Raw genomic sequence first — 23941 nt, 5'->3', positions numbered from 1 at the left:
TTCCTATAACTACTCATCAGTATTTAATGGAAAATGACAGGCTACCGAATGATCTTTAATTGGGATAAGTTCTGGTGCCTGTATGCATTTTTTCTGGGCATAAGGACAACGAGGTCCTAATCGACAACCAATGGGTAAATGTTCCAATGATGGAATAACGCCAGGTAAAGTATTTAAAGGGCTTTTATGAGGCATCGCTTTACCAAAATCAGGAATAGCATAAATCAATGCCTGAGTATAAGGGTGATAAGGTGATTTAATCAAATCTTCACTATCAGCAATCTCAACAGTTTGTCCGCAATATAGGACATTGATACGATCAGTCCAGCGAGTAACCATTTGCAAATCATGGCTAATCAGTAAAATAGTCGTCCCCATATTTTGATTCATACTCGCAAGCAAACGAAATATTTGCGCTTCGGTTGTCGCTTCCATGGCATTGGTTGGTTCATCGGCAATCAGTAATTTAGGTTGATTAGCTAATGCTATAGCGATCATCACTTTTTGACATTCGCCTTCGGTTAATTCAAATGGGTATGATTTAAGTATTTCTTTATGATCTTTAATCCCAACACGATGTAGTAACTCAATCGCGCGATGCTTACGCCAAAACAGTCGTTGCCACCAATGACCTTTAAATGTTCTTCGCGGAATGGCCTCAATTAATTGTTGGCCGATTTTCATAGATGGATCTAAACAAGATTGTGGCTCTTGAAATACCATGGATATATTATTACTAATCACTTTTCGCCGTTGTTTCGGTGTCAACTTCAATAAATCAACATCATTAAAATAGAAGCGATCAGCAGAAATCTTCCAATTATGATTAGTGACACCAAGTATCGCTTTAGCAATTAGACTTTTACCTGAACCTGATTCACCAACTAGACCTCGAATTTCGCCTTCTGATAGTTTTAAATTGACGCGATCAATCGCCCGTAACAGGCCATCAGGAGTAATAAATTCAATAGTTAAATTACGAATGTCTAATAGTGCCATGATTAATGCCCTACTCGCTGACCATATAATCCAAAATTGAATAAATAAACCAAAATAATCGTAACACAGACGGCAATTCCTGGAGCTAAAAAGGCCAATAAATTAACATCCATTATGTCTTTCATCTTAAACATCATCATGCCTAAATCAGGTCGAGAAAAATCATTCGCAAAGCCTAAAAACGTAATGGTTGTGATAGCTAAAATAACCGAACCAAATAATGACACTATCTCGGTCAAATAAACCGGTAGGATATTAGGTACAATATAATGATTTAAAATAGAAAATGAAGATAAACCATCAAGTCGATAAGCGGTGATGTAGGTTTTATTCCACTCTTTAATAACACGTTGATGGATATTATAAATAAACCGTGGCGCATAAGATAAACCAATGATCACTAAGATATTGGTAATATCATCTTCTAATAGCAAACTAATTACAATCACACCCAATAATGGTGGCACAACCATAAAGAATCTAAAGATAAATAAGATAAACGGTCGAATAAATGCGACAAAGAACATTAAATAGTTAATCATCCCGCCGATTATGATGACATAAAAAACTGCTTTTAAGGTCATTGAAATCGTTGACCGATAACCGATTAATAAATAGTCAAAAATATCTTGCCCTTGCTCAGTAGTACCTAATATATGATTAATATCACCATTAGGCCACCAAGCTGGCGGTAATGACGTTGCATAAATAGGATTCAAATGAGCATGAAAAAACCACTTGGTTGATAACGCAATAAAAGCAATCGCTAAAATTCCATAAAAGCTCACGATAAGGTATAAATTGCTATGGAGCCTATGGAAGCATGAATTTATTCGCTTACCTAACTGAATTATCCTAGACATAATGTTCCTTATGACGTAATGGATAAATAGCAACAGCTGTTATCTCGCCTAATAAAGTCAATAAACTAATTACCGTTCCACACGCAAAAAGTGCTATCGCAATAATAAAATAATTATGATTACGATAAGCCATCATCAACCATTGACCTAAACCAATTCGATTAAACAAAATTTCAACCACTATGGTCAAAAACAGTAAAGTCGTGGTGTTATAAGTCAATTGTGGAATTGTTGCCGGAATTGAATTGGGTAATAAATGCCGACGTAATATTTTAAACGGTGAACGCTCCCGAATAATTGCCATTTTAATATAGTTTTGCCTTGAGGTATTTTTAACGTTTTCACTCACTAGTTGAATGGTCATAATACTTGGCTGAATAGCTAAAATGATAGTTGGCAAAAGTAAATAGTGAAGTTGATCTAACAAGGCTGTTAACTTATCTGACCTTGATGAAATTAAAATCTCAAGCAAAGAGCTACCTGTTATTGATGGTGAAATATCAAAGTTCATTGAAATCGGCCATGTCGACGAGAGATAAAACATCACTATCGTTGCCAACATCACTATCGGGCAAGAATAAAATATCAAACAACCTAATCGAATAGTCGCATTCAACCAATTTACATTACTTAAACCAAGAAAAATACCTAAAGGTAATCCAATAAGTAACGCGACAAGCAGGGCTAAAATACAAAGTTCAAACGTTGTCAACAAGGTATCTAAAAATGGTAAAATCTCACCCGATGCTAATTTAAATTGACCTTGTAGTAACTGTTTAAAAAAAACACTATAAGCATCAATAAAAGTCAAATTACTAAAAATAGATTGAGGGGCAAAGTAGACCAGACAGAAGCTAATCTGAGCAAGTAAGCAGATAATAAATAAAAACGTCACTATTTTTTTTAAAATATAGATAATCATTGTTTATCTTTATTGTGAGTAAAAAAACAACGGTGACATCCATCACCGTTGTTTTAGCTATCTGCTAATCAGGTATAACTGGTTTACTTGCTGCTGCATAAGCATGATCTTGAGCGCTTAATCCACCAGCATTACCTTTACCGTCATAACGATAATCCAACTCTTTTCGTGTCTTTATTCCACTATCGGATTGCACATAATCTGGAGCTGGAGCCTTAGTCATTACTGATGATGAATAACCCGCAGCAAGATCAGCTTTAGACATCGTAATTACCTGATCTGTAGGCTGTTTCTCAATATCAGATGGATTAGAAGTTGTAGTAACATTGGTTTTAGATTCAAGAGCAACGACTTGTTTAACGTTATCTATATCATCTTTAATTACAATTGGTAATAAAAGTGTAGGGATCACGCGAACAGCATTACTCGGCTCATCATGACTAATTTGACTATAATCAACTGTTACGCGGCCTAAAGCAAGCTCTAACGACGCAGCGGCAAACTGTAATGGCATTGCTGACTGTTTTAATTCAGTATTTTTACCACGTCGTTTAGGCCGAGGGGCATTCATTCGCAAATGTCGTGAGGTTCGTCGTTGACGTTTCGGTTGTGAATCGCTAGCGACATTATTATCCTCAGTTTCAGGAGCAATAACCGGCAATAATAAAGTTGGAATAATAATACGCTCTTTTTCAACTTGCACTGACGTATCACTATTTTTAACTCGAACACTCTTGGTTAATGTACGTTGTTGTCGCCTTGGTTTTGCTTCTTTTTGTTTTGGTTGTGCTGTCTCATTAGCTACTTTATCGGCTTTAATGTTATTTGCCACATTAGATGAATTATTATTTTGTTTGGTACGACGATTAGGGCGCGTAGTCTCTTTAACATCTTCAGTTGTTGTATTATTAGTAGCTGAATTATTACGATTATTACGCTGACGTCGATTATTTGAACGTTGGTTATCTCGTCGTTTATTTGGCTGAGGCTTAACTTCTGGCTTCGGCTGATCCTTTTCAGAGATAAATAACTGCCTAATTTTATTAAATAAACCACCAAATAAACCTGTAGATTTTTCAACTTGTTTCGGTTCCACTTTCGTTTTAGATGCTTTGCTTGCTTCGACTTTAGGGCCAGATAATACTGCTTGTTCTACCACCGATTCAGCAACTTGATCTTCTTCCTCTTCTTCAAGTTCACGAATGAGTTTAGGTAAATTGTAACTTAGTACATCGGTCTCTTCACCACTGCGTTTACGGATGACTTTATAAAGTGGCGTTTCCATCTCTTCATCACCAGCAATAACGACTTTCACATCTGGATGCATTCTTTCGATATTGGTAATCGCTCGACGTTTTTCATTAAGCAAATAACTTGCAATTGGTACCGGCACAATCACGTCAATCTGCACGGTATTATCTTTCATCGCTTCTTCTTGAATTAAGCGAAGAATTGAAAGTGATAATGAGTTATTATCACGAACCGTACCTGTTCCTTGGCAACGAGGACAAATATGGTGAGTTGCCTCACGCAACGAAGGGCTTAAACGTTGGCGAGACATCTCAAGTAGACCAAAACGAGAAATACGTGTAGTTTGAATTCTTGCTCGGTCAGTTTTCATCGCCTCTTTCAAGCGATTTTCAACTTCACGTTGATTACGGATTGGCGTCATATCGATAAAATCGATAACAATTAAACCACCTAAATCACGTAAGCGTAATTGACGAGCAATCTCTTCCGCTGCTTCAAGGTTAGTATTAAATGCAGTCTCTTCAATATCGCTACCACGGATAGATTTCGCTGAGTTGATATCAATAGCAGTTAATGCTTCGGTCGCATCAATAACAATAGAGCCACCAGATGGTAATCGAACTTCACGTTGGAATGCTGATTCGATCTGCCCTTCAATTTGGAAATGGTTAAATAATGGTACATCACCCTCATAAAGTTTTAGGCGACTAACATACTCAACTCGGCCTAAATCAGCTAATCGTTTTTTAGCAATTTCAAGTACTTTTGGATTATCAATGAGAATATCACCAACATCATCACGCAAATAATCACGGAATGCGCGAGTAATAATATCGCTTTCTTTATGGATTAAACTTGGCGCTGGATGATTTTTAGATTCATTTTGAATCGCAGTCCAATAGTTGACTAAAGCGTTCAAATCCTGTTGCAACTCTTCTTGGCTTTTACCAACACCAGCGGTTCTCGCAATAACGCCCATACCCTTTGGTTTTTCTAGCGCATCAATAATACGCTTAAGGTCAGCTCGCTCTTCACCTTCAATTCGACGAGAAACGCCACCGGCTCTAGGATCATTTGGCATTAAAACTAAATAGCTACCGGCTAAACTAATATAAGTCGTTAAAGCGGCACCTTTTTTACCACGAATTTCTTTTTCTATTTGAATAAGAACTTCTTGGCCTTCTTGTAAATGTTTAATACTACGACGACCAGAGATATTGGAAGGGAAATAGCTTTCAGCAATCTCTTTTAGAGGTAAAAAACCATCTCGTTCTCCACCGTAAGAGACAAATGCAGCTTCTAAACTGGGATTGATTTTAGTGATTTTGCCTTTATAAATATTGGCTTTTTTTTGTTCGTGACCAAGGCTTTCGATATCTAAATCATACAAGCGTTGGCCATCAACAAGGGCAACTCGCAGTTCTTCTTGCTGGGTTGCGTTGATTAGCATTCTTTTCATTATTCTACACTCTTGATTAATCTAAATTAACTGTAGGTAGAATTTTATTATTAACAATAAACGCTTATTTTTAACAATGATAAACAATAGTACTTACTTAAATATTTTTTATACCGTATTCATTATTTTATTTGTGTTATTTTTGTTATTATTTTATGTGAAATCAGTATAACTTATCCAACATCAATACACTTTTTAGAGGTAATATTACATTCAAAACACCTATGCACTTTTTGAACACCACTAAACATACAATTATTGATATTATTTCAATGATGAGTTTGCAAATTCTATTTTTCTACAATTTAACAAACCACTAAATCTTTATATGATTGTTTAAAATAAACATATTAATTAATTATAATAATTCTACTTACGCTATTTTATTTTGACAAACTGTAATGTCTAACGCCATTGCTGCATTACATGGATAAAATATCCATGTCTATTATTCACGTTTCAGCAACGGATAGCAAGCAAATTAAACTGACTATTTTATAAACAATTTAATGCTGGTTTTGTACTACCCTAAAATTAGACTGAAAACACAATAAAAAAGGCTTTAATCACTAATTTTTCATCATTTAATTGGAAATGAATTTGGCAAATTTTTTATATCGATTTATAACGCATTTAATGAATTTAAAAACTTAACTTTAACAATTGTGTATATGCCAATTTAGTCCGTATAATATTAAACAACTATCGATCATAAAATGAACTATAAGATAATATTTAGTTATGGAATCGCCTGAAAAAGTAGCATTGCTTGATTTTACCCAGCGTTGGATCGCTCAATTTGAACATGCACCACAAAGTGAAGAATTACATGGTTTACCCTCGCCTTGCATTATCAAAACTGAAAATCTAGTCGTTTATTGGCAACCTTTTTTACTTAATCCTCCAAGAGATTTAACCATAGCAGAACAAGTTATTAACATCAAAATCCACCCAAGTGCACATACATTTTACGGTACACAATACGCGGCAAATCTGACAGCAAAATTTGCTGACGTTAATTTAATTTTGTTGCAAGCGTGGAATGATGATGACTTTTCAAATTTAGAAAAAAATTTAATTGCTCACCTATCGCAACAAAAAAAATTAAAGCGAACGCCGACCATTTTTATCGCCTCAACCAATGAAGATACTGAAATCGTCGCATTAAATAATTTGACAGGTGAAGTGGTTAAAGAAGATTTAATAACTGGGCAATTGACAACATTATCATCTAATTTAGCAACATTTCTTGAAAAACTTATCGTTATAGCATAATAATTAGCTTTCGATAATTACTAAGCTGTGGTACAAATGAGGTTCAAGTGCATTGTGGTTTACAAATTGTAACTTGCTAAACAATGTGTATATAATGCAATAAGTGTCACTAAAAGAAATAGGTAACTTATGTTTGAATATTTATTAGCAGCACCAGCAGATCCTATTTTAGGCTTAGCGGATCTCTACAACAAGGATGAACGCACCAACAAAATTAATTTAAGTGTTGGTGTTTATAAAGATGAAACCACCCAAACACCTATTTTAGAAAGTGTAAAAAAAGCTGAGCATCTATTGCTAGATGATGAAACTACAAAAAGCTATTTACCCATTGATGGTGTTAATTCATTTAATATTGCCACTCAAGTCTTACTGTTCGGTAGTGAAAATCAACGAGCGAGGACTGCGCAAGCCCCTGGCGGAACCGGTGCATTACGCATCATGGCTGATTTTTTATCTCGCCGTACGAAAATAAAACGAGTTTGGATAAGCAATCCATCGTGGCCTAATCATCGTAGCGTATTTCAAACTGCGGGATTAGAGGTTCGCGAATACCGTTATTATGATGCTCAAACTCGAAGCCTCGATTTTGATGGTTTAATGAGTGATTTAAATCAAGTTGTCGCCGGCGAAGCCGTGCTATTTCATGGTTGCTGCCATAACCCTACCGGTATCGATCCGACTCCAGAACAATGGCAAGCGATTTCAGAGTTAGCCTTAAAAAATGGTTGGTTACCATTATTTGACCTCGCTTATCAAGGGTTTGGCCAAGGTATAGAAGAAGACGTATATGGACTTAGATTGTTTGCGAATAATCAACCTGAACTACTAATCGCTAGCTCTTACTCAAAAAATTTCGGTCTATATAATGAGCGTGTTGGTGCATTCACTTTAATTGCTGCGGATAGCGAAATTGCTGATCGGGCATTTAGTCAGGTCAAAACCATTATCAGAGCTAATTACTCCAATCCACCCGCGCATGGCGCTAAAATTGTCTCTTATATATTAAACAATGCTGAATTAAAAGAAGAGTGGATTGATGAATTAACAGGCATGCGTCAACGTATTCATCGTATGCGCCAACTATTTGTGAAAACGCTGCAAGATAAAGGTGCCAACCAAGATTTTAGTTTTATTGCCAAACAAAATGGTATGTTTTCATTTAGTGGTTTAACTGAAGAACAAGTACTTAAATTGCGTAATGATTATGGTATTTATATTGTTAATTCAGGACGAATCAATGTCGCCGGAATGACTATCGATAATATGTCTAGACTTTGTGAATCAATTGTCGACGTTTTATAGCATACCTGTTTCATATATTAAATACAGTTGAATACATTGGCCGTTAATGTAAAATTTAATCACCAATGTATTCGATTTTTTAACCATAAAAAATCCTCTTATAACCTCAATCAAAACTATGCGTTAAGCCCCGAATTGATCTTAGCCATCGCTACACATTAATTATAGGTGAAACATTCTCTGTCATAAGCTTTAAAAACCCCTCTCCTCAAAATTTTTATCAAATAACCAATGTGTTAAACAATAAATGCATATGATTTATTCAATCATTATTTCTGTTATTCTTTTTAGTTATATCATTAGATCAATTGGCTATTAGACGTTAACTCAATAATTAATAATAATTGTTCAATAAGTTATAGCATTTTTATTGAGGATAGTTTTGTGGCATCGCATATTTTAGATTTTTTAATTTTAGGTAATAATTTTGGTACTAGCGAAATGCGCCAAATATGGTCTGAGCAAAATCGTTTAGAAAAGCAAGTACAGGTTGAGGTCGCCTTAGCCAAAGCACAAGGTGAATTAGGTGTTATTCCTGCTGATGTTGCTCAGACAATTATTAGCAAAGCTGATGCCTCAAAATTATCTCTTGAACAACTGGCTCAAGAAGCTGTCAAAGCCAAACATTCACTGATGTCAACTATCAACGCTTTACAAAAACAAGTTGGCGATGCTGGAGAATACATTCATTATGGCGCAACCACTCAAGATATTGTTGATACAGCAACTGTCCTGCAGATACAACAATCATTCACTATCATTGAGCGTGATACTAAATTAATTGCCAATCAATTAAAATTGTTAGCTAAACAATATCAATATTTACCTATGGTTGGCCGTACCCACGGTATGCAAGCCCTACCGACGACATTTGGCTTCAAATTAGCAGTTTGGTTAGATGAATTTGTTCGCCATTTACAACGTTTATCTGAGATAAAACAACGCGTTTTAGTCGGCAATATTAGTGGGGCTATTTGTACTTACGCTTCAATGGGAGAACGCGGCCCACAAGTTGAGCAGAGAGCACTAACGTTACTAGGACTCAACACGCCAAATATAGGTTGGCAAGCGGCTCGTGACCGTTTTTCAGAATACGCTTCAGTTATTGCCCTGATTAGTGGCACGCTTGGCAAAATAGGTAACGAATTTTACAACCTTATGCGAACCGAAATTAACGAAGTCGAAGAGCCTTTTTCCGACGGTAAAATTGGCTCAACCACCATGCCACATAAACGTAATCCAGCCGCATTAGAAGGATTAGCTAGTCTTACAGCCCCTCTATTAAAAAGTGTGGCACTTATTCATGAATCAATGAAAGTTGAACATGAACGAGATGCCATGAGTTGGCGAGCAGAATGGATTGCGCTTCCGGAAATCAATCTTTATATTTCGGCACAATTACAAACGGCTTTAGCGGTGTTAAAAGGTTTAAAGGTAAATGCCGATCAAATGTTAGCTAATTTGGCAAAACAAAATGGCCTACTGTTATCAGAAAAAGTGATGTTTGAAATTGGCAAACGTTTAGGCAAACAAACCGCTCATCATTTGGTTTATGAAAACGCTATGCAGGCATTTGAACAAAATCGACCATTTAAATCAGTATTATTAGCCGATCCTCGTTTAAATAAACACTTTACTGAAACTGAACTTGATAATTGGTTAGATCCAATTAATTATCTCGGCAGTGCAGCAGAAAAAGTCGAACAAGTCATTAAATATGCCGAGCATAGCGGAGTATTATTATGAGCTTTCGCTTAATCAATCGTTCCGATATTAGAGCATATCAGCAATTATTGCACCGAGCCTATCAAGCTACGTCACAATTAGGCATCCATTTTGCTGCAGCAACGGTCGAAGCAGAAGAGATAATTCAACATATTGATTCGAATCCAGTTTATCTATTTGAAAAAGATCATAAATTGATATCCACACTCAGTATTCGCATGCCATGGGGAAATAACCCCGGTCCTTATGGATTACCTCATTTAGGCTGGTTTGCAACCGATCCAGCTTATAAAGGTCAAGGATATGGTAATGCTTTATGGGATTGGGTTGAAAAAGAAATCTTAATTAATCAACTTAAACTGCCAGCAGTCACTTTAGGTACAGCAGCCAATCATCCATGGCTAGCCAAAATATATCGCCAAAAAGGCTATCAACAAATTGGGCAAGCAGATTTAACTAGTGATCATACTACCCTTTATTTTGAAAAAATATTAAATAACCAAAACTATTGCGAATGGAAGAAAAGGAGTAATCGATAATGAAAAGAATAATAACGCTGTTTTCTGCGATTTTATTGGCCAGCCTAAGCTTAATTGGTTGTGATAATCAATCTAACAATCAGGTGAGTGAACAAAATATTATCAAAGTAGGCTCTACTGGCCAAAGTTACCCTAATGGTTATAAACAAGATGGTAAGTTAATTGGATTTGATGTTGAAGTGACCGAAGCAATTGCCAATGAATTAGGTTATAAAGTTGAATGGGTAATTGCTGAGTTTGGTGGATTAATGGGGCAATTTGACTCTGGCCGTTTAGATACAATAGCAAATGCAGTAGCGGTAACTCCAGCTCGACAAGCAAAATATGATTTTACTCAAGCCTATAGTTTTTATGGCAGTCAAATTGTTACTCATAAAGACAATAACAACATTAATCAGTTAACTGATTTTAATGGCAAAACTATCGCTGGAGTACTTGGTTCAAATCATATCAATAACCTTAAAAAGGCATTTCCAAATAACGAAATCACCATCAAAACTTATGAAACTCGAGATGGTGCAATGCACGATGCTGAATTTCAACGAGTCGATGGCTATGTCAATTCCAAACCCATCTTATTGGCGGAGATCAAACGAAAAAATCTACCATTTAAGTTAGTTGGCAATCCAATCACGATTGAACAAGTTGCTTTTCCTTTTAATAAGGATGAAAAAGGTAAAGCTTTACGCGAAAAATTTAATCAAGTGATCGAAAAACTACGTGCTAATGGTACATTGAAAAATCTATCAATTAAATATTTTGGTGAAGATATTACCTCATGAATTTCAATATAAACTATTTTGTTAGTGTATTCCCGCAGATATTACCGTATCTGCCGGTTACACTTTTTATTGCGATTGTCTCAATTATGTTTGCCATTGTATTGGGGCTTACAATCGCACTGATTAGAAACAATAAGATTGTTATTATTGATTCTTGTTTGGCGCTGTTTATCTCTTTATTTCGTGGTATTCCCTCAGTTGTTCTATTGTTTATTATTTACTATGGTTTACCACAAATATTTCCAATTATGAAACAAATGGGAGCAACTACCGCAGCAATCATCTGTTTTAGCTTAAAATATTCCGCTTATTTAGCCGAAATCTTTCGTGCAGGCTTAGCGTCAGTGGACCATGGGCAAAAAGAGGCGGGATTAACCTCTGGATTAAGTACTATCCAAGTTTATCGAGGCATCATATTACCGCAAGCGATGGTCAATGCTTTACCAAATACCGGTAATATGTTTATTTCATTACTTAAAGATTCGTCTGTCGCATTTTTTGTCGGCGTACAAGAACTATTAGCGGCAGGAAAAATGTTAACCGCAAATTCTTTCCTCTATTTTGAAACTTATTTAGCCGTCGGTATTGTTTACTGGCTAACAGTTGTAGCCTATTCATGGTTACAAAAGCAGCTAGAACGTAAGCTGACTAAACCATATCATCGTTAAGGAGAGCATGATGATTAATGTATCTCATTTATCTAAACGATTTGGCAATAATGAAGTATTAAAAGAAATAAATCTCAGTATTAAACAAGGTGAAGTAGTTGCAATTATTGGACCATCAGGCTCTGGAAAATCAACTTTATTGCGTTGCCTTAATTTACTTGAAAAACCAAATACTGGGACTATCCGTATTGATAAAACCATACTTAATTGTGAACATTATAATCACAAGCAAGAAACTAACCTACGCAAACAGTCGGCAATGGTTTTTCAACACTATAATTTATTTAAAAATAAAACTGCATTAGAAAATATTACTTATCCATTAGTTGTCGGCCAAAAAATGGCTAAAGATGAAGCCAAACAGTATGGGGTATCATTGTTAGAGCGTGTTGGCATGCTAGCTTACGCTAATCAATACCCAATCACCTTATCAGGTGGACAACAACAACGTGTTGCTATTGCTAGGGCATTAGCGGTTAGACCTAAAGTCCTATTATTTGACGAACCAACTTCTGCATTAGATCCCGAACGAGTACATGAAGTCTTGCAAGTGATGCTAAAACTGGCCAAAGACAACATTACTATGTTGATAGTGACCCACGAGATGGAGTTTGCCAAATATGTAGCCGATCGTATCATCTTTATGTCAGATGGCATTATCGTTGAAGAAGGGCAAGCAAAATCATTGATTGATAATCCACAACATGAGTTAACCCAACGCTTTTTGCGACAACTTTCTGATGAGATTGATTTTGAAATCTAAACTTATCTTTATAACCTAATTAAGTTGTTTATAGTTTGGTATGAGAAATTAAAGCCTTTGCCAATGCGACCTCAGCAATTGTTTAATATCCATACCATTAGCTAAAGCATGAATATCGGTCAATAATTGTTGAGCTTTAACTTCATTTGGCAATGCAGCAAATAACTTGGCTGCCAGTTCTTGTTGACTATATGGATTTTTCGGTGAACCCTTAGGTATATCCACTCGCTGACTAATTTTTTGGCTATTATCAAAGACAATTTGAATAACCACATAACGTTTATTATATGCATCAGGATGTGGGGATAATTGGATATCATAACTACGCTGCATTTTTTGCATTAAATTTTGGATATTGTCAGCTATTGGTTTTGCCGTAAATTGTTCAAAATCAGGCGTAATACCAAGTAAAATTAAGGCCAAAATATATTCTGCTGAAAAACGCCCCTGCTCAGCTGATAATGGCTGTTTATAAATTAGCGCAGCATCACTATTAACAGGCGCAAAGAAAAGCGTAATATGCTTAATATTATCCACGTTAAATTTAGGATGTTTATACAGTAATTTACCGGCATCAGCAATATATGAAGCAGCAGAACAATATGAATAAGTTTTAAACCATAATCCGGGTTTAACAATCTTCCACGGTTTTGCCCACACAGTTAAATCTAAATCATCATTACCTTGGCCATATATTGATAAAAAACCTAAGTTATCATCAAGAAAGTCTTTATCTGCCGAAATACCTGCTCTTAACCAGTCAACAGCTTGTATAGCATGTTGTGCTGCCAATCCAGCATGTAAAAACTTTATGGGTGTCCCCATCAATAAGCGCATACCGGAGGCTTGTGTAGCAGCTAAAGTTAATGCTTGAGCAATAAATGGTTCGTCATACAAATAACAAATAGCGGCTGTTGCAGCAATTCCCCCTAATGTTACTGTTGCATGCCAGCCTTTTTCATAATGTTCAGGATTAACACATCGTCCCAACAAGGCCATAACTTCAATACCAATTACATAAGCAGTTAAAAAACGCCGCCCATCTAAATTGGTTAATGAATCATCTAAGCGAATACTCGCAAATAAAGCCGATAAGATAACCGCTGATGGATGACCACGTACATCTGAATGCACATCATCATAATCTAAACAATGAGCTTGAAAACCATTAAATAATGCAGCTTGCCGACTAGTAGCTTGTTTCTTTTGACCAATTAACCAAGCACGATTATGGCCACCTTCATCATTGATCCATGCTAGTAATTTCTGAACATTTGTTTCATGAGATGCCTGCAAACTACTAGCAAAATAGTCTATCACCCCATTAATTGCACATTCAAGGACTGACTGTTGTTCAATAATTGGCGTATTTTTTATTAAGAAACTCAATTTATGACCTAATTGCATTATAAACTCTCATCTAAATCTCAATAACATATTGAGCCAATAGTGGATAATAAATATTCGATGAAAAGATTATATCGCTATATGTTAATAACTCGAAATAATCATTATTAACCAATATAGCTAGATAACATATTTTATATGCTAAGATATCGCTACCTTTTAACATTACAAAAATACATCTAATTATGTCAATTTGTTATATTGCCTTAGGCAGTAATCTTAACAATCCATTAGAGCAAGCTAATCAAGCTATTGCGGCCTTAAAACAATTACCTGAAACAGTTGTTTCTGATATTTCGCCATTTTATCGTAGCAAACCATTGGGACCACAAGATCAAGATGATTATCTCAATGCAGTCATCAAATTAACCACGTCTCTGACACCAATAGCACTATTAGATCATTTACAAGCCATTGAGAAGTCACAAGGTAGAGTCCGTAAAGAAAATCGCTGGGGGGCAAGAACATTAGATTTAGATATATTGTTATATGATGACTTAGTTATAGATACAGAAAGGCTTACCATACCACACTATCATATGAAAAAGAGAGAATTTGTGCTTTATCCTTTATTTGATATTTCACCTGATCTAATATTACCTGATAACGATAAGCTGTTTAATTTAATTCCAAAATGTCCTATAAATGAGTTAAAAAAATGGGACGAATAATTAATCTTATTAATAACATATAGTTGTAATATTCTGCACTTTTGGCTCAAAAAAAATAATAAAAAAAATTTGCCAAAGGCTAAATTATTGCTATAGTTTACCGCTCGCAAATAATCTGTACTTAAGGGGGATTGCTGTGAAAAAGGAGCAAAAAGTAAATACATCTTCTCTTAGCCTGCTTGCTATTGCTGGGCTTGAGCCTTATAAAGAGGCAAAAGATGAAGAGTATATGAATCCTAAGCAATTAAAACATTTCAAACTTATCTTAGAAGCATGGCTGTCACAGTTACAAGGTGAAATGGGTAAAACAGTTTCTCACATGCAAGATGAGGCTGCAAATTTCCCAGATCCGGCTGACCGCGCTACTCAAGAAGAAGAGTTTAGCTTAGAATTAAGAGCGCGTGACAGAGAACGCAAATTGATCAAAAAAATTGAAAAGACATTAAAGAAAATTGAAACCGATGATTTTGGTTTTTGTGAATCATGCGGTATTGAAATTGGTATTCGTCGTTTAGAAGCAAGACCGACAGCTGATTTATGTATTGATTGCAAAACATTAGCTGAACTTCGTGAAAAACAAATGGGTATGTAATTTCCATTTAAACCGTTGTTTTATTCAATACGCCCATGCAATATATTGGTCGTTTTGCCCCCTCACCATCTGGACCATTACATTTTGGTTCGTTGGTGACGGCTCTCGGTAGTTACTTACAAGCCAAAGCCAATTTTGGTAAGTGGCTTGTTCGCATTGAAGATATTGACCCACCACGGCAAGTCAAAGGCGCCGCATCGTTAATATTAAAAACCTTAGAGGCTTTCGAGCTGTATTGGGATGACCAAGTTTTATATCAATCAAATTGTAGTGAGCGTTATCGAGCCGTATTACAATCGCTCATTACTCAACAAAAAGCTTATTATTGTGATTGTACCAGACAAAGGATCCATAATCTTAGCAATGGGATATATGATGGCTTTTGTCGTGAGCGACATTTAGCATCAACGAACCAACAGCAATGTGCTATTCGATTAAAGCAAAGTCAGCCAGTTTTTTCTTTCGATGATAAAATTCGTGGTCAACAAACTATTGATTCCGCTAATGCTTTAGAGGATTTTATTATTCATCGCAAAGATGGGCTATTTGCTTATAATTTAGTTGTAGTATTGGATGATAATTATCAAGGAATCACCGAAATTGTTCGCGGTGCAGATCTACTGCCGGTGACCGCTAAACAAATTTCGCTTTATCGATTATTTAATTTCACCATTCCCAATTACTGCCATTTACCATTGGCTTTAGATAGTCATGGTAATAAGCTGTCAAAACAGAACCATGCTAGCCCAATTGATAGTAAAAAAGCGAATTTATTAACCGCACAAGCATTACAATTTTTAGGTCAACAATTGCCAGACAATTGGCAAGATGCCTCACAAACACAGTTATTAGATTGGGCAATCACTCACTGGAAAATTAACCAAGTACCGAAACAAAACCAAGTGTTAACCACCGATATAAGATAAATTAGGTGAGATGCCTAGATTATGCTCATGTAATAAATGTTTTTCCGGTTTTATTGATAGCGAAGCTAATACACGTGCTTTAAGTTGTGCTTTCTGTTCTGGACTGTTTAGCAAATCCCGTAAATCAACAGCTGCATCACCAAAAAGACAATAATATAATTTACCAAGCGATGAAACTCGTAATCGGTTGCAACTTTTACAAAAATCCTGCGAATAAGGCATAATTAAACCAACTTTACCCTGATAATCACTATGTGCATAAACTTTAGCTGGCCCAGATAATGCCTCTTTTGCTTGTAATTGCCAACCTTGTTCAATAAGTTGAAACTCCATCGTTTGACCAGCTAAATGATAGTGATTAAATAATTGACGGCTTTCGGTTGTTTCCATCAGTTCAATAAAACGTAATTCTACTGGTCGGTGTTTAATCCAAGCTAAATAATCACTCAGATGATCATTCATATTTTTCATTAGAACGGTATTAATTTTAACTTTCTCAATACCAACATCTAATGATTTTTCAACTCCTTGCATTAACTCTTGCAGTTTATCTTGGCCTGTTATTCGTTTAAAAATATAAGGAGAAAAACTATCAATACTAATATTAATAGCGTTAAGCCCAGCTTGTTGCCAATAATGGACATTTTTTAATAATCGTGAGCCATTGGTGGTAATTGCCAATTGTTTAATACTCGGGTAAGCCGAAATAATTGACAAAATATCCATAAAATCTCGACGCAAAGTCGGTTCGCCACCAGTTAAGCGAATTTTATGCACGCCAAGTTCGGTAAATGTTGATATGACATTATCAATTTCATTTAACGATAAAAATTTATGATCTTTAATAGGTCGATATCCATTAGGTAAACAATATTGGCACTGAAAATTGCAAAGTTCAGTAATCGATAAGCGCAAATATTGGAATCGACGTTGATAATTATCAACTAATTGCATATATATAATAAACACCTTATCCAAATCGGGAAGCATAGCCATTTCTGAGCTATACCGCGGCTAAATTACCATATGAATAATATTATCACTTAGGCAAAGTAGCTTCAGAGTTTGGTTTAGTCTAGCATAGCGTTTATTTTTTGACTATGGACAATTATTTAATATCAATCTAATAAAAAACAATTTATTTTTATCTAAGATCCTACACGGTTATTAATATACTCAGTATCGATAACGCTAAGCCCAATCAGGTAATTTAATAACTAAAATTGCGATAATTTTTTACTACAATGATATTTAAATCATTGGTTAATGTAATATTGAAAAATTCTATTTGAAAAAATAGTTACATATTTTCATGTTAAATTAATTTAATTGATAAATTAGGTTATTATCAGATTTACTTATTTTTTATTCTGTTTGAATATATAATGATTTTTTGTCGATAAAACCGTCAAATGGAGGTTGTGATGATTACCCATATTAGTCCATTAGGATCAATGGATTTACTTGCGCAAGCAGAAGTCGATATTTTAAAAAAGTCGGCAAATAGCGAACTTTATCAATTATATAGAAATTGTTCCTTGGCCACTCTTAATGCGGGCAGTAAAACAGATAATACCCAAGAATTATTGGATAGATTTAAATCCTTCGAAATTAACGTTATCAGCAAAGAGCGTGGTGTCAAATTAGAACTGATTAATGCGCCCGAAAGTGCATTTGTTGATAAACGAATCATTCGCTCAATTCAAGCCAATCTGTTTGCTGTTTTACGTGATATTCTTTTTTTAAATGGCCAAATTATCGCGATTAAACATTTGGTACCTAACGAGAAGCTTGAAAAAGATCGCTCCTATTATATTACTAATCTTGTTTTTTCTATTCTACGTAATGCCAATGCGCTACATGTTGGTGAAGAACCTAACCTAATTGTTTGTTGGGGAGGCCATTCTATCAACGAAAACGAATATTATTATGCTCGTCAAGTTGGTATGCAACTAGGGCTACGTGAACTAAATATCTGTACTGGATGTGGTCCGGGAATTATGGAAGCACCAATGAAAGGAGCTGCGGTTGGGCACGCTCAACAACGGATCAAAGATAGTCGCTTTATTGGTATGACCGAGCCATCCATTATTGCCGCAGAGCCACCAAATGCACTGGTTAATGAACTTATTATTATGCCGGATATTGAAAAAAGACTTGAAGCCTTTGTGCGTATGGCGCACGGTATTGTTATCTTTCCTGGAGGCCCAGGTACCGCAGAAGAATTGCTTTATATTTTGGGGATTATGCTCAATCCTGCCAATAAAAATCAAACTTTACCAATTATTTTAACTGGTCCCAAAGAGTGTGAAGATTATTTTGCTGCAATTGACCAATTTATCCGCAACACCTTAGGAGAAGAAGCAACTAAACTGTATGAAATTATCATTGATTCGCCAGAACAAGTCGCTCGCATCATGAAACATGGCGTCAAACAGGTTAAATCATCACGTTTAGCAACTGGAGATGCTTACGGATTTAACTGGTTACTGAAAATAGATGAAGCATTACAGCACCCATTTGAACCAACCCATGAAAACATGGCATCACTCAATCTACATAAAGATCAACCTGTTGAATTATTAGCTGCTGATTTACGTCGAGCTTTTTCTGGTATTGTGGCCGGTAATGTTAAAGAATTCGGTATGAAACAAATTGCTGAACATGGCCGTTATAAATTGCAAGGTGATCCAGAGATCATGAAACAATTAGATAATTTACTACTTAGCTATGTAAAACAAGACCGTATGAAGCTACCTGGAGGTAGTGCTTACCAACCTTGTTATGAAATTTGTTATTAACGCTAAAATTAAATAACTTCTTTTCCGCCGATAATTAAATTCTAAGATTAAATTGCAGAATTAAATCGGCGGAATATTTTCAACAAGAAAAACCCTACAAATCACTTAAAATATCTAGTGCTTCAGATACTTTCTTAACCGCAAAGATCTGCATATTTTCTGGTTTCTTTTTCGGCATATTGGCAATAGGTACTATCGCTTTTTTAAAGCCATGTTTAGCCGCTTCTGAAATACGTTCTTGGCCACTTGGTACCGGTCTGATTTCACCACCTAATCCTATTTCACCAAAAATTACCACATCTTGTGGTAAAGGACGATTACGAAAACTTGATACCAATGCGGCAATTAATGCTAGATCAGCGCTCGTTTCAGTCACTTTTACCCCACCGACAACATTAACAAAAATATCCTGATCGGCCATTTGTAAACCACCATGACGATGTAAAACAGCCAATAACAGTGCCAATCGGTTCTGATCAAGCCCGACAGTTACTCGTCTTGGATTGCCATAAACAGAGTGATCAACTAACGCTTGGATCTCAACTAATAATGGCCGAGTGCCTTCCCACAGCACCATTACTGAACTACCAGATAACATCTCTTCACCACGACTTAAAAAGATTGCTGACGGATTACTAACCTCTTTCAAGCCTTGTTCGGTCATGGCAAACACACCAAGCTCATTTACGGCACCAAAACGATTTTTATGACTACGCAAAGTACGAAATCGAGAATCCGCATCACCATCAAGTAAAATCGAGCAGTCAATACAGTGTTCAAGCACTTTAGGACCAGCCAGCGAACCATCTTTAGTCACATGGCCAACCATGATAATGGCAATTCCTTTGGTTTTGGCAAACCGGGTTAAATAAGCTGCTGTTTCACGAACTTGTGCCACACTGCCTGGCGAAGATTGGATATCAGCAAGATGCATCACTTGAATTGAATCGATAACCATTAATTTTGGTTGAGATTGTTCGGCCAATAAACAGATCTGCTCGATACTGGTTTCAGACAACATATTAATATTATCAGTAGGTAAACCTAAACGATGGGCACGCATTGCCACTTGTTGCAATGACTCTTCACCAGTAACATAGAGTGTATTCATTTGTGCAGACAATTTACTCATTGTTTGCAATAACAAAGTACTTTTACCGGCACCAGGATTACCACCAATTAAGATTGCACTACCTGGTACCACGCCACCACCAAGTACGCGGTCAAATTCAGAAAATCCAGTTGAAAACCGAGGTAAAGCCTCTAAACTAATTTCAGATAATTTTTGGATTTTAGTTTGCCCGGCACCACCAGCATAACCGGTTAATCGATCATTGCGTGATGAAGTACTAGCTAACCTCACTTCAGTAATCGTATTCCAAGCATGACAAGCACTACATTGACCTTGCCAACGAGGATAGTCGGCGCCACAATCATTACATACATAAGCGCGCTTTACGGTTTTGGCCAAATTTTTCTCCTAACCTTCACTTAATAAACTGGTAGATAGAATGCACCATAAACCAGTTAAATCAGCATAATTGATACTAATTCTTGCTTTTTCAACCACTTTTGGCTTGCCGTGATAAGCAACACCAAGTCCAGCAATTCTAATCATCATTAAATCATTGGCACCATCACCTATCGCAACAGTTTGTTCAATCGGAATATCTAAAGAAACCGCCAATTGTTGTAACGTTCGCGCTTTATATTTAGCATCAACAATTTGCCCTATCACTTTACCAGTTAACTGACCTTTTTTAATTTCTAACTCATTAGCATGAGCAGCAACCAGTTTCAACTTCTGTTTTAAATGGTCAGCAAAATAGGTAAATCCTCCTGAAACAATAGCAACGTGCCAATTTTTTTTATGTAGCTCTTTAACTAAATAAGTTAATCCCGGCGTTAATGGTAAACTCTCTTTTACCTGATCTAAAATAGTTTGTTCTGCACCTTTTAAGGTAGCTACGCGTTTGCGTAAACTGGTGGCAAAATCAAGTTCACCGCGCATAGCGAGCTCGGTGACCGCGGCAACTTGTTCACCAACACCTTGTAGCTTTGCCAGCTCATCAATACATTCAATACCAATAGCGGTTGAATCCATATCCATAACCAATAAGCCAGGAGAATGTAAGGTTGGTAAATTATCGATCGGTGCAACATCAATCCCTAAGCTTAACGAAATCGATTTGGCTTTTTTTGGCATTACTCCTGCAATACGCACAATTTGATAGGTTTTAATTTTCCATGAAGAAACCACAACCATCGGCATTGCCAGCTGTCTTTGAAATTTTGACAGCAAGGTTTTATTTAACTTTTTACCATAAATAATCCAACCGGTTTTTCCGGCATTGTAATCTAATGGAACGACCTCACAACCATTTAAAGATAAAGGTAAACCTTGCCAATATTGTATATTTTCGGGGAGATCACTATAGGTTAATGTGTAAGCCATATTTCGAGAGTCTTAAAAGTGCAAAACAGATTCGGAATTTACCATATCTGCCAAAGATTGTCCAAGTAACGATGATAAGATGTTATTGATTAAATTTTATGGCTTAAAAAACCCCGTTCCTCAAAAATTTATGAGTAAGAATTTAATTCATCATTAATCATTGCAAATAAACTAACAATTAAAAAGGCAAAAATGACAACTAAATTCCCTCACCCCATAAACAGAGTTGTTCAAGCGCGGGACCAACTTTTTCACCAAGTGGAGTTAGTTTATATAACACTTTAAGTGGTGGTTTTTGGCCATAAACACGGCGAATAATAAGCCCATCTTGTTCCAATTTTTTAAGTTGAATGCTTAATGTCATATCGGTAACTTCTGGAACCAATATCTTTAACTCACTAAATCGTTTTTCCCCTGAAAGTAAATAATAAAGGATTACACCTTTCCATTTTCCACCAATTAAATCCATTGCTAAACTTATTGGGCAATAATAAGTTTTATTGTTATAGCGTTTTGACGGCCGTTCTTCACCACTTTGCATACATATTCCTAACTATACTATCAAGTTTGATAGATATTGCTTAAAAAATATTTGTCAATAAACTAAATAGAGTAACTCAATTTTTTATAGTATAAAAACAAAGGAAATATTATGCCATTAATTATTTTAGGTCATCCTAATATTGAACAATCAACAGCCAATAAAACTATTGTTGAAACCTTACAAAATAAAGTTAAAGATCTTGAAGTTCGCAATATTCATCAGCTTTATCCAAACTATCAAATTAATGTGCAAGAAGAACAAGCCGCATTGCTAAGACACGAGCTAATCATTTTACAATACCCGATGTATTGGTTTAATATGCCAGCGATCCTAAAATTATGGTTTGATGATGTATTTACCTATCAATTTGCCTATGGTTCAAAAGGCGATAAATTGAAAGATAAAAAATTACTAACCAGTTTAACTATCGGACAAGTTGAGAAAAATTATAGTGATTATGACGCTAATATAATCGATCATCTACATCAACCAGTAAAACTATCCGCACTTTATAGCCAAATGCAATACCTAACACCCGTTGTTTTATATGGGGTATCACCAGTAACCGCTGAGCCAAATGAAATAAAGGCCAAAGCAATACAACATAGTGAAAAATTAGTTGCAATGATTGAAAAATATAAGCAATAGAATAATGGTGATGATTTATATTTGCATAATAAATCATCAAACATTATTACTAATAACTATTCTTTCCTTAATACAGCATAGAAAAAACCATCACCAGCCAATTCAGTCGGTAAAAACTGCTTAAGTTCTCCCTGCTGTTTAGCGTTGGGGGTTTGTTGTAAAAAACGGGCAATTTGTAACTTATTCTCCTCTGGTAATACGGAGCAAGTGGCATAAACTAAAGTGCCACCTGTTTTTAAATAAGGCCAGATACGTGTCAAAATAGCATATTGTAGTTCGGTGAGCTGAGCGATATCGCTATCACGTCGTAACCATTTTATATCAGGATGACGACGAATAACCCCGGTAGCCGAACACGGAGCATCAAGCAAGATGCGATCAAACTGACGCCCATCACACCACTTCTCAGGGGTTAAACCATCACCAACTTTGACTTGTGCATGTTGTTTTAGGCGTGTTAAATTTTCATCAATTCGTTTAACTCGGTTGGCATCAACATCTACAGCTAATACATTAGCGGTTGGCGCAAGTTCTAAAATATGGGTGGTTTTACCGCCAGGAGCGGCACACATATCTAAAATTTGCTCACCATTTTTAGGTGCTAATAGATAAGCCGCATATTGTGCTGATAAATCTTGTACTGTTACCGCTCCTTCAGCAAAAAACGGTAACTTAGTCACATTTACCGCCGTAGTTAAGCGAATAGCACAAGGGATATCAGTAAAAGACTCGCAAGCAATCTGTTGTTTTTCAAGTAATTGTTGGTATTCACTAACCGAATAATGGTTAAGATTAACTCGTAACCACATAGGTGGTTTTTGATTATTCGCATTAACAATTGTTTGCCACTGCTCTGGATAAGCTGATTTTAAACGATTTAATAACCAACTAGGATGTAAGGTCTGACTAATTTGTTGTTTACTATCTTGCTGAAATTTTTGTTTTAATGACAACTGTTGGCGTAAAAATTCACGTAAAACGCCATTAATCACACCTTTTAATTGCGGTTTTTTTAAATCATTAACCGCACCTACTGTTTCACCTACAGCGGCATGTTCAGGAATTCGGGTATAAAGAATTTGGTACAATCCAGTTAACAATAAGTAATGTAAAATTCTATTTTTCCCAGTTAAGACCTTGCTCATTAAGTTATGAATATAGAAATCCAGTTCTGGTAGCACTCGCATTACACCAAAACAGATCTCTTGCACTAGTGCTTTGTCTTTATCAGCAAGTTGATGATTCAAAGAGGCTAAAGCCGTACTAAGCGATTGTCCTTCTTCAAGTACCGCAAAAATAGCTTTTGCACAAAGCGCACGAATATTTTGGTATGGCTTTTTATTCAT

At 35.9% G+C, this 23941-nt stretch carries 22 protein-coding genes and 1 riboswitch; of the genes, 12 read left to right on the top strand and 10 right to left on the bottom strand.

Features of this window, described 5'->3' with window-relative positions; genetic code table 11:
* Nucleotides 1–9: 9 nt before the first annotated feature.
* From sapD to rne, 4 genes are all read right to left on the bottom strand, one after another.
* Nucleotides 10–999 carry a putrescine export ABC transporter ATP-binding protein SapD gene (sapD, locus tag AC5LXI_RS02890; RefSeq protein WP_493443439.1) on the bottom strand — a complete coding sequence of 330 codons (990 nt, stop codon included), beginning with the start codon at nucleotides 997–999 and terminating at the stop codon, nucleotides 10–12.
* 2 nt (nucleotides 1000–1001) lie between these two features.
* Nucleotides 1002–1862 carry an ABC transporter permease subunit gene (locus tag AC5LXI_RS02885; protein ID WP_493443438.1) on the bottom strand — a complete coding sequence of 287 codons (861 nt, stop codon included), beginning with the start codon at nucleotides 1860–1862 and terminating at the stop codon, nucleotides 1002–1004.
* Nucleotides 1855–2784, bottom strand: coding sequence for an ABC transporter permease subunit (locus AC5LXI_RS02880; protein ID WP_493443437.1), 930 nt, complete (start codon nucleotides 2782–2784; stop codon nucleotides 1855–1857). Before AC5LXI_RS02880 ends, AC5LXI_RS02885 begins: the two co-directional genes overlap by 8 nt.
* A gap of 64 nt (nucleotides 2785–2848) precedes the next feature.
* Nucleotides 2849–5494 carry a ribonuclease E gene (gene rne, locus AC5LXI_RS02875; RefSeq protein ID WP_493443436.1) on the bottom strand — a complete coding sequence of 882 codons (2646 nt, stop codon included), beginning with the start codon at nucleotides 5492–5494 and terminating at the stop codon, nucleotides 2849–2851.
* Nucleotides 5495–6235: 741 nt separating this feature from the next.
* On the opposite strand from rne, the gene syd reads away from it, so the two are divergent.
* From syd to AC5LXI_RS02840, 7 genes are all read left to right on the top strand, one after another.
* Complete coding sequence (gene syd / locus AC5LXI_RS02870) at nucleotides 6236–6769, top strand: SecY-interacting protein (RefSeq protein ID WP_493443435.1); 534 nt, start codon at nucleotides 6236–6238, stop codon at nucleotides 6767–6769.
* A 129-nt stretch (nucleotides 6770–6898) separates the two neighbouring features.
* A complete protein-coding gene (locus AC5LXI_RS02865; protein ID WP_493443434.1) occupies nucleotides 6899–8074 on the top strand; it encodes an amino acid aminotransferase in 1176 nt (391 codons plus the stop codon).
* 384 nt (nucleotides 8075–8458) lie between these two features.
* Nucleotides 8459–9820: an adenylosuccinate lyase gene (purB, locus tag AC5LXI_RS02860; RefSeq protein ID WP_493443433.1), complete on the top strand. Its 1362-nt coding sequence runs from the start codon at nucleotides 8459–8461 to the stop codon at nucleotides 9818–9820.
* Nucleotides 9817–10338: a GNAT family N-acetyltransferase gene (locus AC5LXI_RS02855; protein WP_493443432.1), complete on the top strand. Its 522-nt coding sequence runs from the start codon at nucleotides 9817–9819 to the stop codon at nucleotides 10336–10338. The genes purB and AC5LXI_RS02855 overlap by 4 nt, the downstream gene beginning before the upstream one ends.
* Nucleotides 10338–11120: an amino acid ABC transporter substrate-binding protein gene (locus AC5LXI_RS02850; RefSeq protein ID WP_493443431.1), complete on the top strand. Its 783-nt coding sequence runs from the start codon at nucleotides 10338–10340 to the stop codon at nucleotides 11118–11120. Before AC5LXI_RS02855 ends, AC5LXI_RS02850 begins: the two co-directional genes overlap by 1 nt.
* The gene (locus AC5LXI_RS02845) at nucleotides 11117–11788 is read left to right on the top strand and encodes an amino acid ABC transporter permease (protein ID WP_493443430.1); all 672 of its coding nucleotides are present in this window, start codon (nucleotides 11117–11119) and stop codon (nucleotides 11786–11788) included. Before AC5LXI_RS02850 ends, AC5LXI_RS02845 begins: the two co-directional genes overlap by 4 nt.
* A gap of 10 nt (nucleotides 11789–11798) precedes the next feature.
* Nucleotides 11799–12551: an amino acid ABC transporter ATP-binding protein gene (locus AC5LXI_RS02840; RefSeq protein ID WP_493443429.1), complete on the top strand. Its 753-nt coding sequence runs from the start codon at nucleotides 11799–11801 to the stop codon at nucleotides 12549–12551.
* 48 nt (nucleotides 12552–12599) lie between these two features.
* Here AC5LXI_RS02840 and AC5LXI_RS02835 read toward each other — a convergent pair whose 3' ends face one another.
* A complete protein-coding gene (locus tag AC5LXI_RS02835) occupies nucleotides 12600–13958 on the bottom strand; it encodes an MmgE/PrpD family protein (protein WP_493443428.1) in 1359 nt (452 codons plus the stop codon).
* A 185-nt stretch (nucleotides 13959–14143) separates the two neighbouring features.
* Here AC5LXI_RS02835 and folK point away from each other — a divergent pair, with 185 nt between their 5' ends.
* The 3 genes from folK to gluQRS all read left to right on the top strand — a co-directional run bounded on the left by folK (nucleotide 14144) and on the right by gluQRS (nucleotide 16147).
* Complete coding sequence (gene folK, locus AC5LXI_RS02830) at nucleotides 14144–14629, top strand: 2-amino-4-hydroxy-6-hydroxymethyldihydropteridine diphosphokinase (protein WP_493443427.1); 486 nt, start codon at nucleotides 14144–14146, stop codon at nucleotides 14627–14629.
* 136 nt (nucleotides 14630–14765) lie between these two features.
* Nucleotides 14766–15221: an RNA polymerase-binding protein DksA gene (dksA, locus tag AC5LXI_RS02825; RefSeq protein ID WP_493443426.1), complete on the top strand. Its 456-nt coding sequence runs from the start codon at nucleotides 14766–14768 to the stop codon at nucleotides 15219–15221.
* Between the two features lie 35 nt (nucleotides 15222–15256).
* The gene (gluQRS, locus tag AC5LXI_RS02820) at nucleotides 15257–16147 is read left to right on the top strand and encodes a tRNA glutamyl-Q(34) synthetase GluQRS (RefSeq protein ID WP_493443425.1); all 891 of its coding nucleotides are present in this window, start codon (nucleotides 15257–15259) and stop codon (nucleotides 16145–16147) included.
* Here gluQRS and moaA read toward each other — a convergent pair.
* The gene (gene moaA, locus AC5LXI_RS02815; RefSeq protein WP_493443424.1) at nucleotides 16127–17101 is read right to left on the bottom strand and encodes a GTP 3',8-cyclase MoaA; all 975 of its coding nucleotides are present in this window, start codon (nucleotides 17099–17101) and stop codon (nucleotides 16127–16129) included. The two genes, gluQRS and moaA, sit on opposite strands and share 21 nt — an antisense overlap.
* Nucleotides 17098–17223: riboswitch (molybdenum cofactor riboswitch) on the bottom strand. Its footprint overlaps the gene before it by 4 nt.
* Nucleotides 17224–17571: 348 nt before the next feature.
* On the opposite strand from moaA, the gene ppnN reads away from it, so the two are divergent.
* Nucleotides 17572–18948, top strand: a complete 1377-nt coding sequence (ppnN, locus tag AC5LXI_RS02810) for a nucleotide 5'-monophosphate nucleosidase PpnN (RefSeq protein WP_493443423.1) — start codon at nucleotides 17572–17574, stop codon at nucleotides 18946–18948.
* 94 nt (nucleotides 18949–19042) lie between these two features.
* On the opposite strand, the gene radA is transcribed toward ppnN, so the two are convergent.
* From radA to AC5LXI_RS02795, 3 genes are all read right to left on the bottom strand, one after another.
* Nucleotides 19043–20419 (bottom strand): DNA repair protein RadA, encoded by a 1377-nt coding sequence (gene radA / locus AC5LXI_RS02805; RefSeq protein WP_086320860.1) that lies wholly within the window; start codon nucleotides 20417–20419, stop codon nucleotides 19043–19045.
* Between the two features lie 9 nt (nucleotides 20420–20428).
* Nucleotides 20429–21403, bottom strand: coding sequence for a phosphoserine phosphatase (serB, locus tag AC5LXI_RS02800; protein ID WP_493443422.1), 975 nt, complete (start codon nucleotides 21401–21403; stop codon nucleotides 20429–20431).
* A gap of 199 nt (nucleotides 21404–21602) precedes the next feature.
* A complete protein-coding gene (locus tag AC5LXI_RS02795; protein ID WP_493443421.1) occupies nucleotides 21603–21944 on the bottom strand; it encodes a winged helix-turn-helix transcriptional regulator in 342 nt (113 codons plus the stop codon).
* Between the two features lie 111 nt (nucleotides 21945–22055).
* Between AC5LXI_RS02795 and AC5LXI_RS02790 the strand changes: the two genes are divergently transcribed.
* On the top strand, nucleotides 22056–22595 hold the full coding sequence (locus AC5LXI_RS02790; RefSeq protein WP_493443420.1) for an NAD(P)H-dependent oxidoreductase: 540 nt from the start codon (nucleotides 22056–22058) through the stop codon (nucleotides 22593–22595).
* 56 nt (nucleotides 22596–22651) lie between these two features.
* Here the strand turns inward: AC5LXI_RS02790 and rsmB are convergent, their stop codons facing one another.
* On the bottom strand, nucleotides 22652–23941 hold the full coding sequence (gene rsmB, locus AC5LXI_RS02785) for a 16S rRNA (cytosine(967)-C(5))-methyltransferase RsmB (protein WP_493443419.1): 1290 nt from the start codon (nucleotides 23939–23941) through the stop codon (nucleotides 22652–22654).

The sequence above is a fragment of the Gilliamella sp. LMG 34361 genome (genome assembly GCF_984569075.1).
This window is presented reverse-complemented; position numbering and strand designations above follow the sequence as displayed.

Coding starts and splice junctions, on each gene's coding strand:
- sapD (WP_493443439.1), bottom strand. CDS start 999: ATGGCACTATTAGACATTCGTAATTTAACTATTGAATTTATTACTCCT.
- AC5LXI_RS02885 (WP_493443438.1), bottom strand. CDS start 1,862: ATGTCTAGGATAATTCAGTTAGGTAAGCGAATAAATTCATGCTTCCAT.
- AC5LXI_RS02880 (WP_493443437.1), bottom strand. CDS start 2,784: ATGATTATCTATATTTTAAAAAAAATAGTGACGTTTTTATTTATTATC.
- rne (WP_493443436.1), bottom strand. CDS start 5,494: ATGAAAAGAATGCTAATCAACGCAACCCAGCAAGAAGAACTGCGAGTT.
- syd (WP_493443435.1), top strand. CDS start 6,236: ATGGAATCGCCTGAAAAAGTAGCATTGCTTGATTTTACCCAGCGTTGG.
- AC5LXI_RS02865 (WP_493443434.1), top strand. CDS start 6,899: ATGTTTGAATATTTATTAGCAGCACCAGCAGATCCTATTTTAGGCTTA.
- AC5LXI_RS02855 (WP_493443432.1), top strand. CDS start 9,817: ATGAGCTTTCGCTTAATCAATCGTTCCGATATTAGAGCATATCAGCAA.
- AC5LXI_RS02850 (WP_493443431.1), top strand. CDS start 10,338: ATGAAAAGAATAATAACGCTGTTTTCTGCGATTTTATTGGCCAGCCTA.
- AC5LXI_RS02845 (WP_493443430.1), top strand. CDS start 11,117: ATGAATTTCAATATAAACTATTTTGTTAGTGTATTCCCGCAGATATTA.
- AC5LXI_RS02840 (WP_493443429.1), top strand. CDS start 11,799: ATGATTAATGTATCTCATTTATCTAAACGATTTGGCAATAATGAAGTA.
- AC5LXI_RS02835 (WP_493443428.1), bottom strand. CDS start 13,958: ATGCAATTAGGTCATAAATTGAGTTTCTTAATAAAAAATACGCCAATT.
- folK (WP_493443427.1), top strand. CDS start 14,144: ATGTCAATTTGTTATATTGCCTTAGGCAGTAATCTTAACAATCCATTA.
- gluQRS (WP_493443425.1), top strand. CDS start 15,257: ATGCAATATATTGGTCGTTTTGCCCCCTCACCATCTGGACCATTACAT.
- moaA (WP_493443424.1), bottom strand. CDS start 17,101: ATGCAATTAGTTGATAATTATCAACGTCGATTCCAATATTTGCGCTTA.
- ppnN (WP_493443423.1), top strand. CDS start 17,572: ATGATTACCCATATTAGTCCATTAGGATCAATGGATTTACTTGCGCAA.
- serB (WP_493443422.1), bottom strand. CDS start 21,403: ATGGCTTACACATTAACCTATAGTGATCTCCCCGAAAATATACAATAT.
- AC5LXI_RS02795 (WP_493443421.1), bottom strand. CDS start 21,944: ATGCAAAGTGGTGAAGAACGGCCGTCAAAACGCTATAACAATAAAACT.
- AC5LXI_RS02790 (WP_493443420.1), top strand. CDS start 22,056: ATGCCATTAATTATTTTAGGTCATCCTAATATTGAACAATCAACAGCC.
- rsmB (WP_493443419.1), bottom strand. CDS start 23,941: ATGAATAAAAAGCCATACCAAAATATTCGTGCGCTTTGTGCAAAAGCT.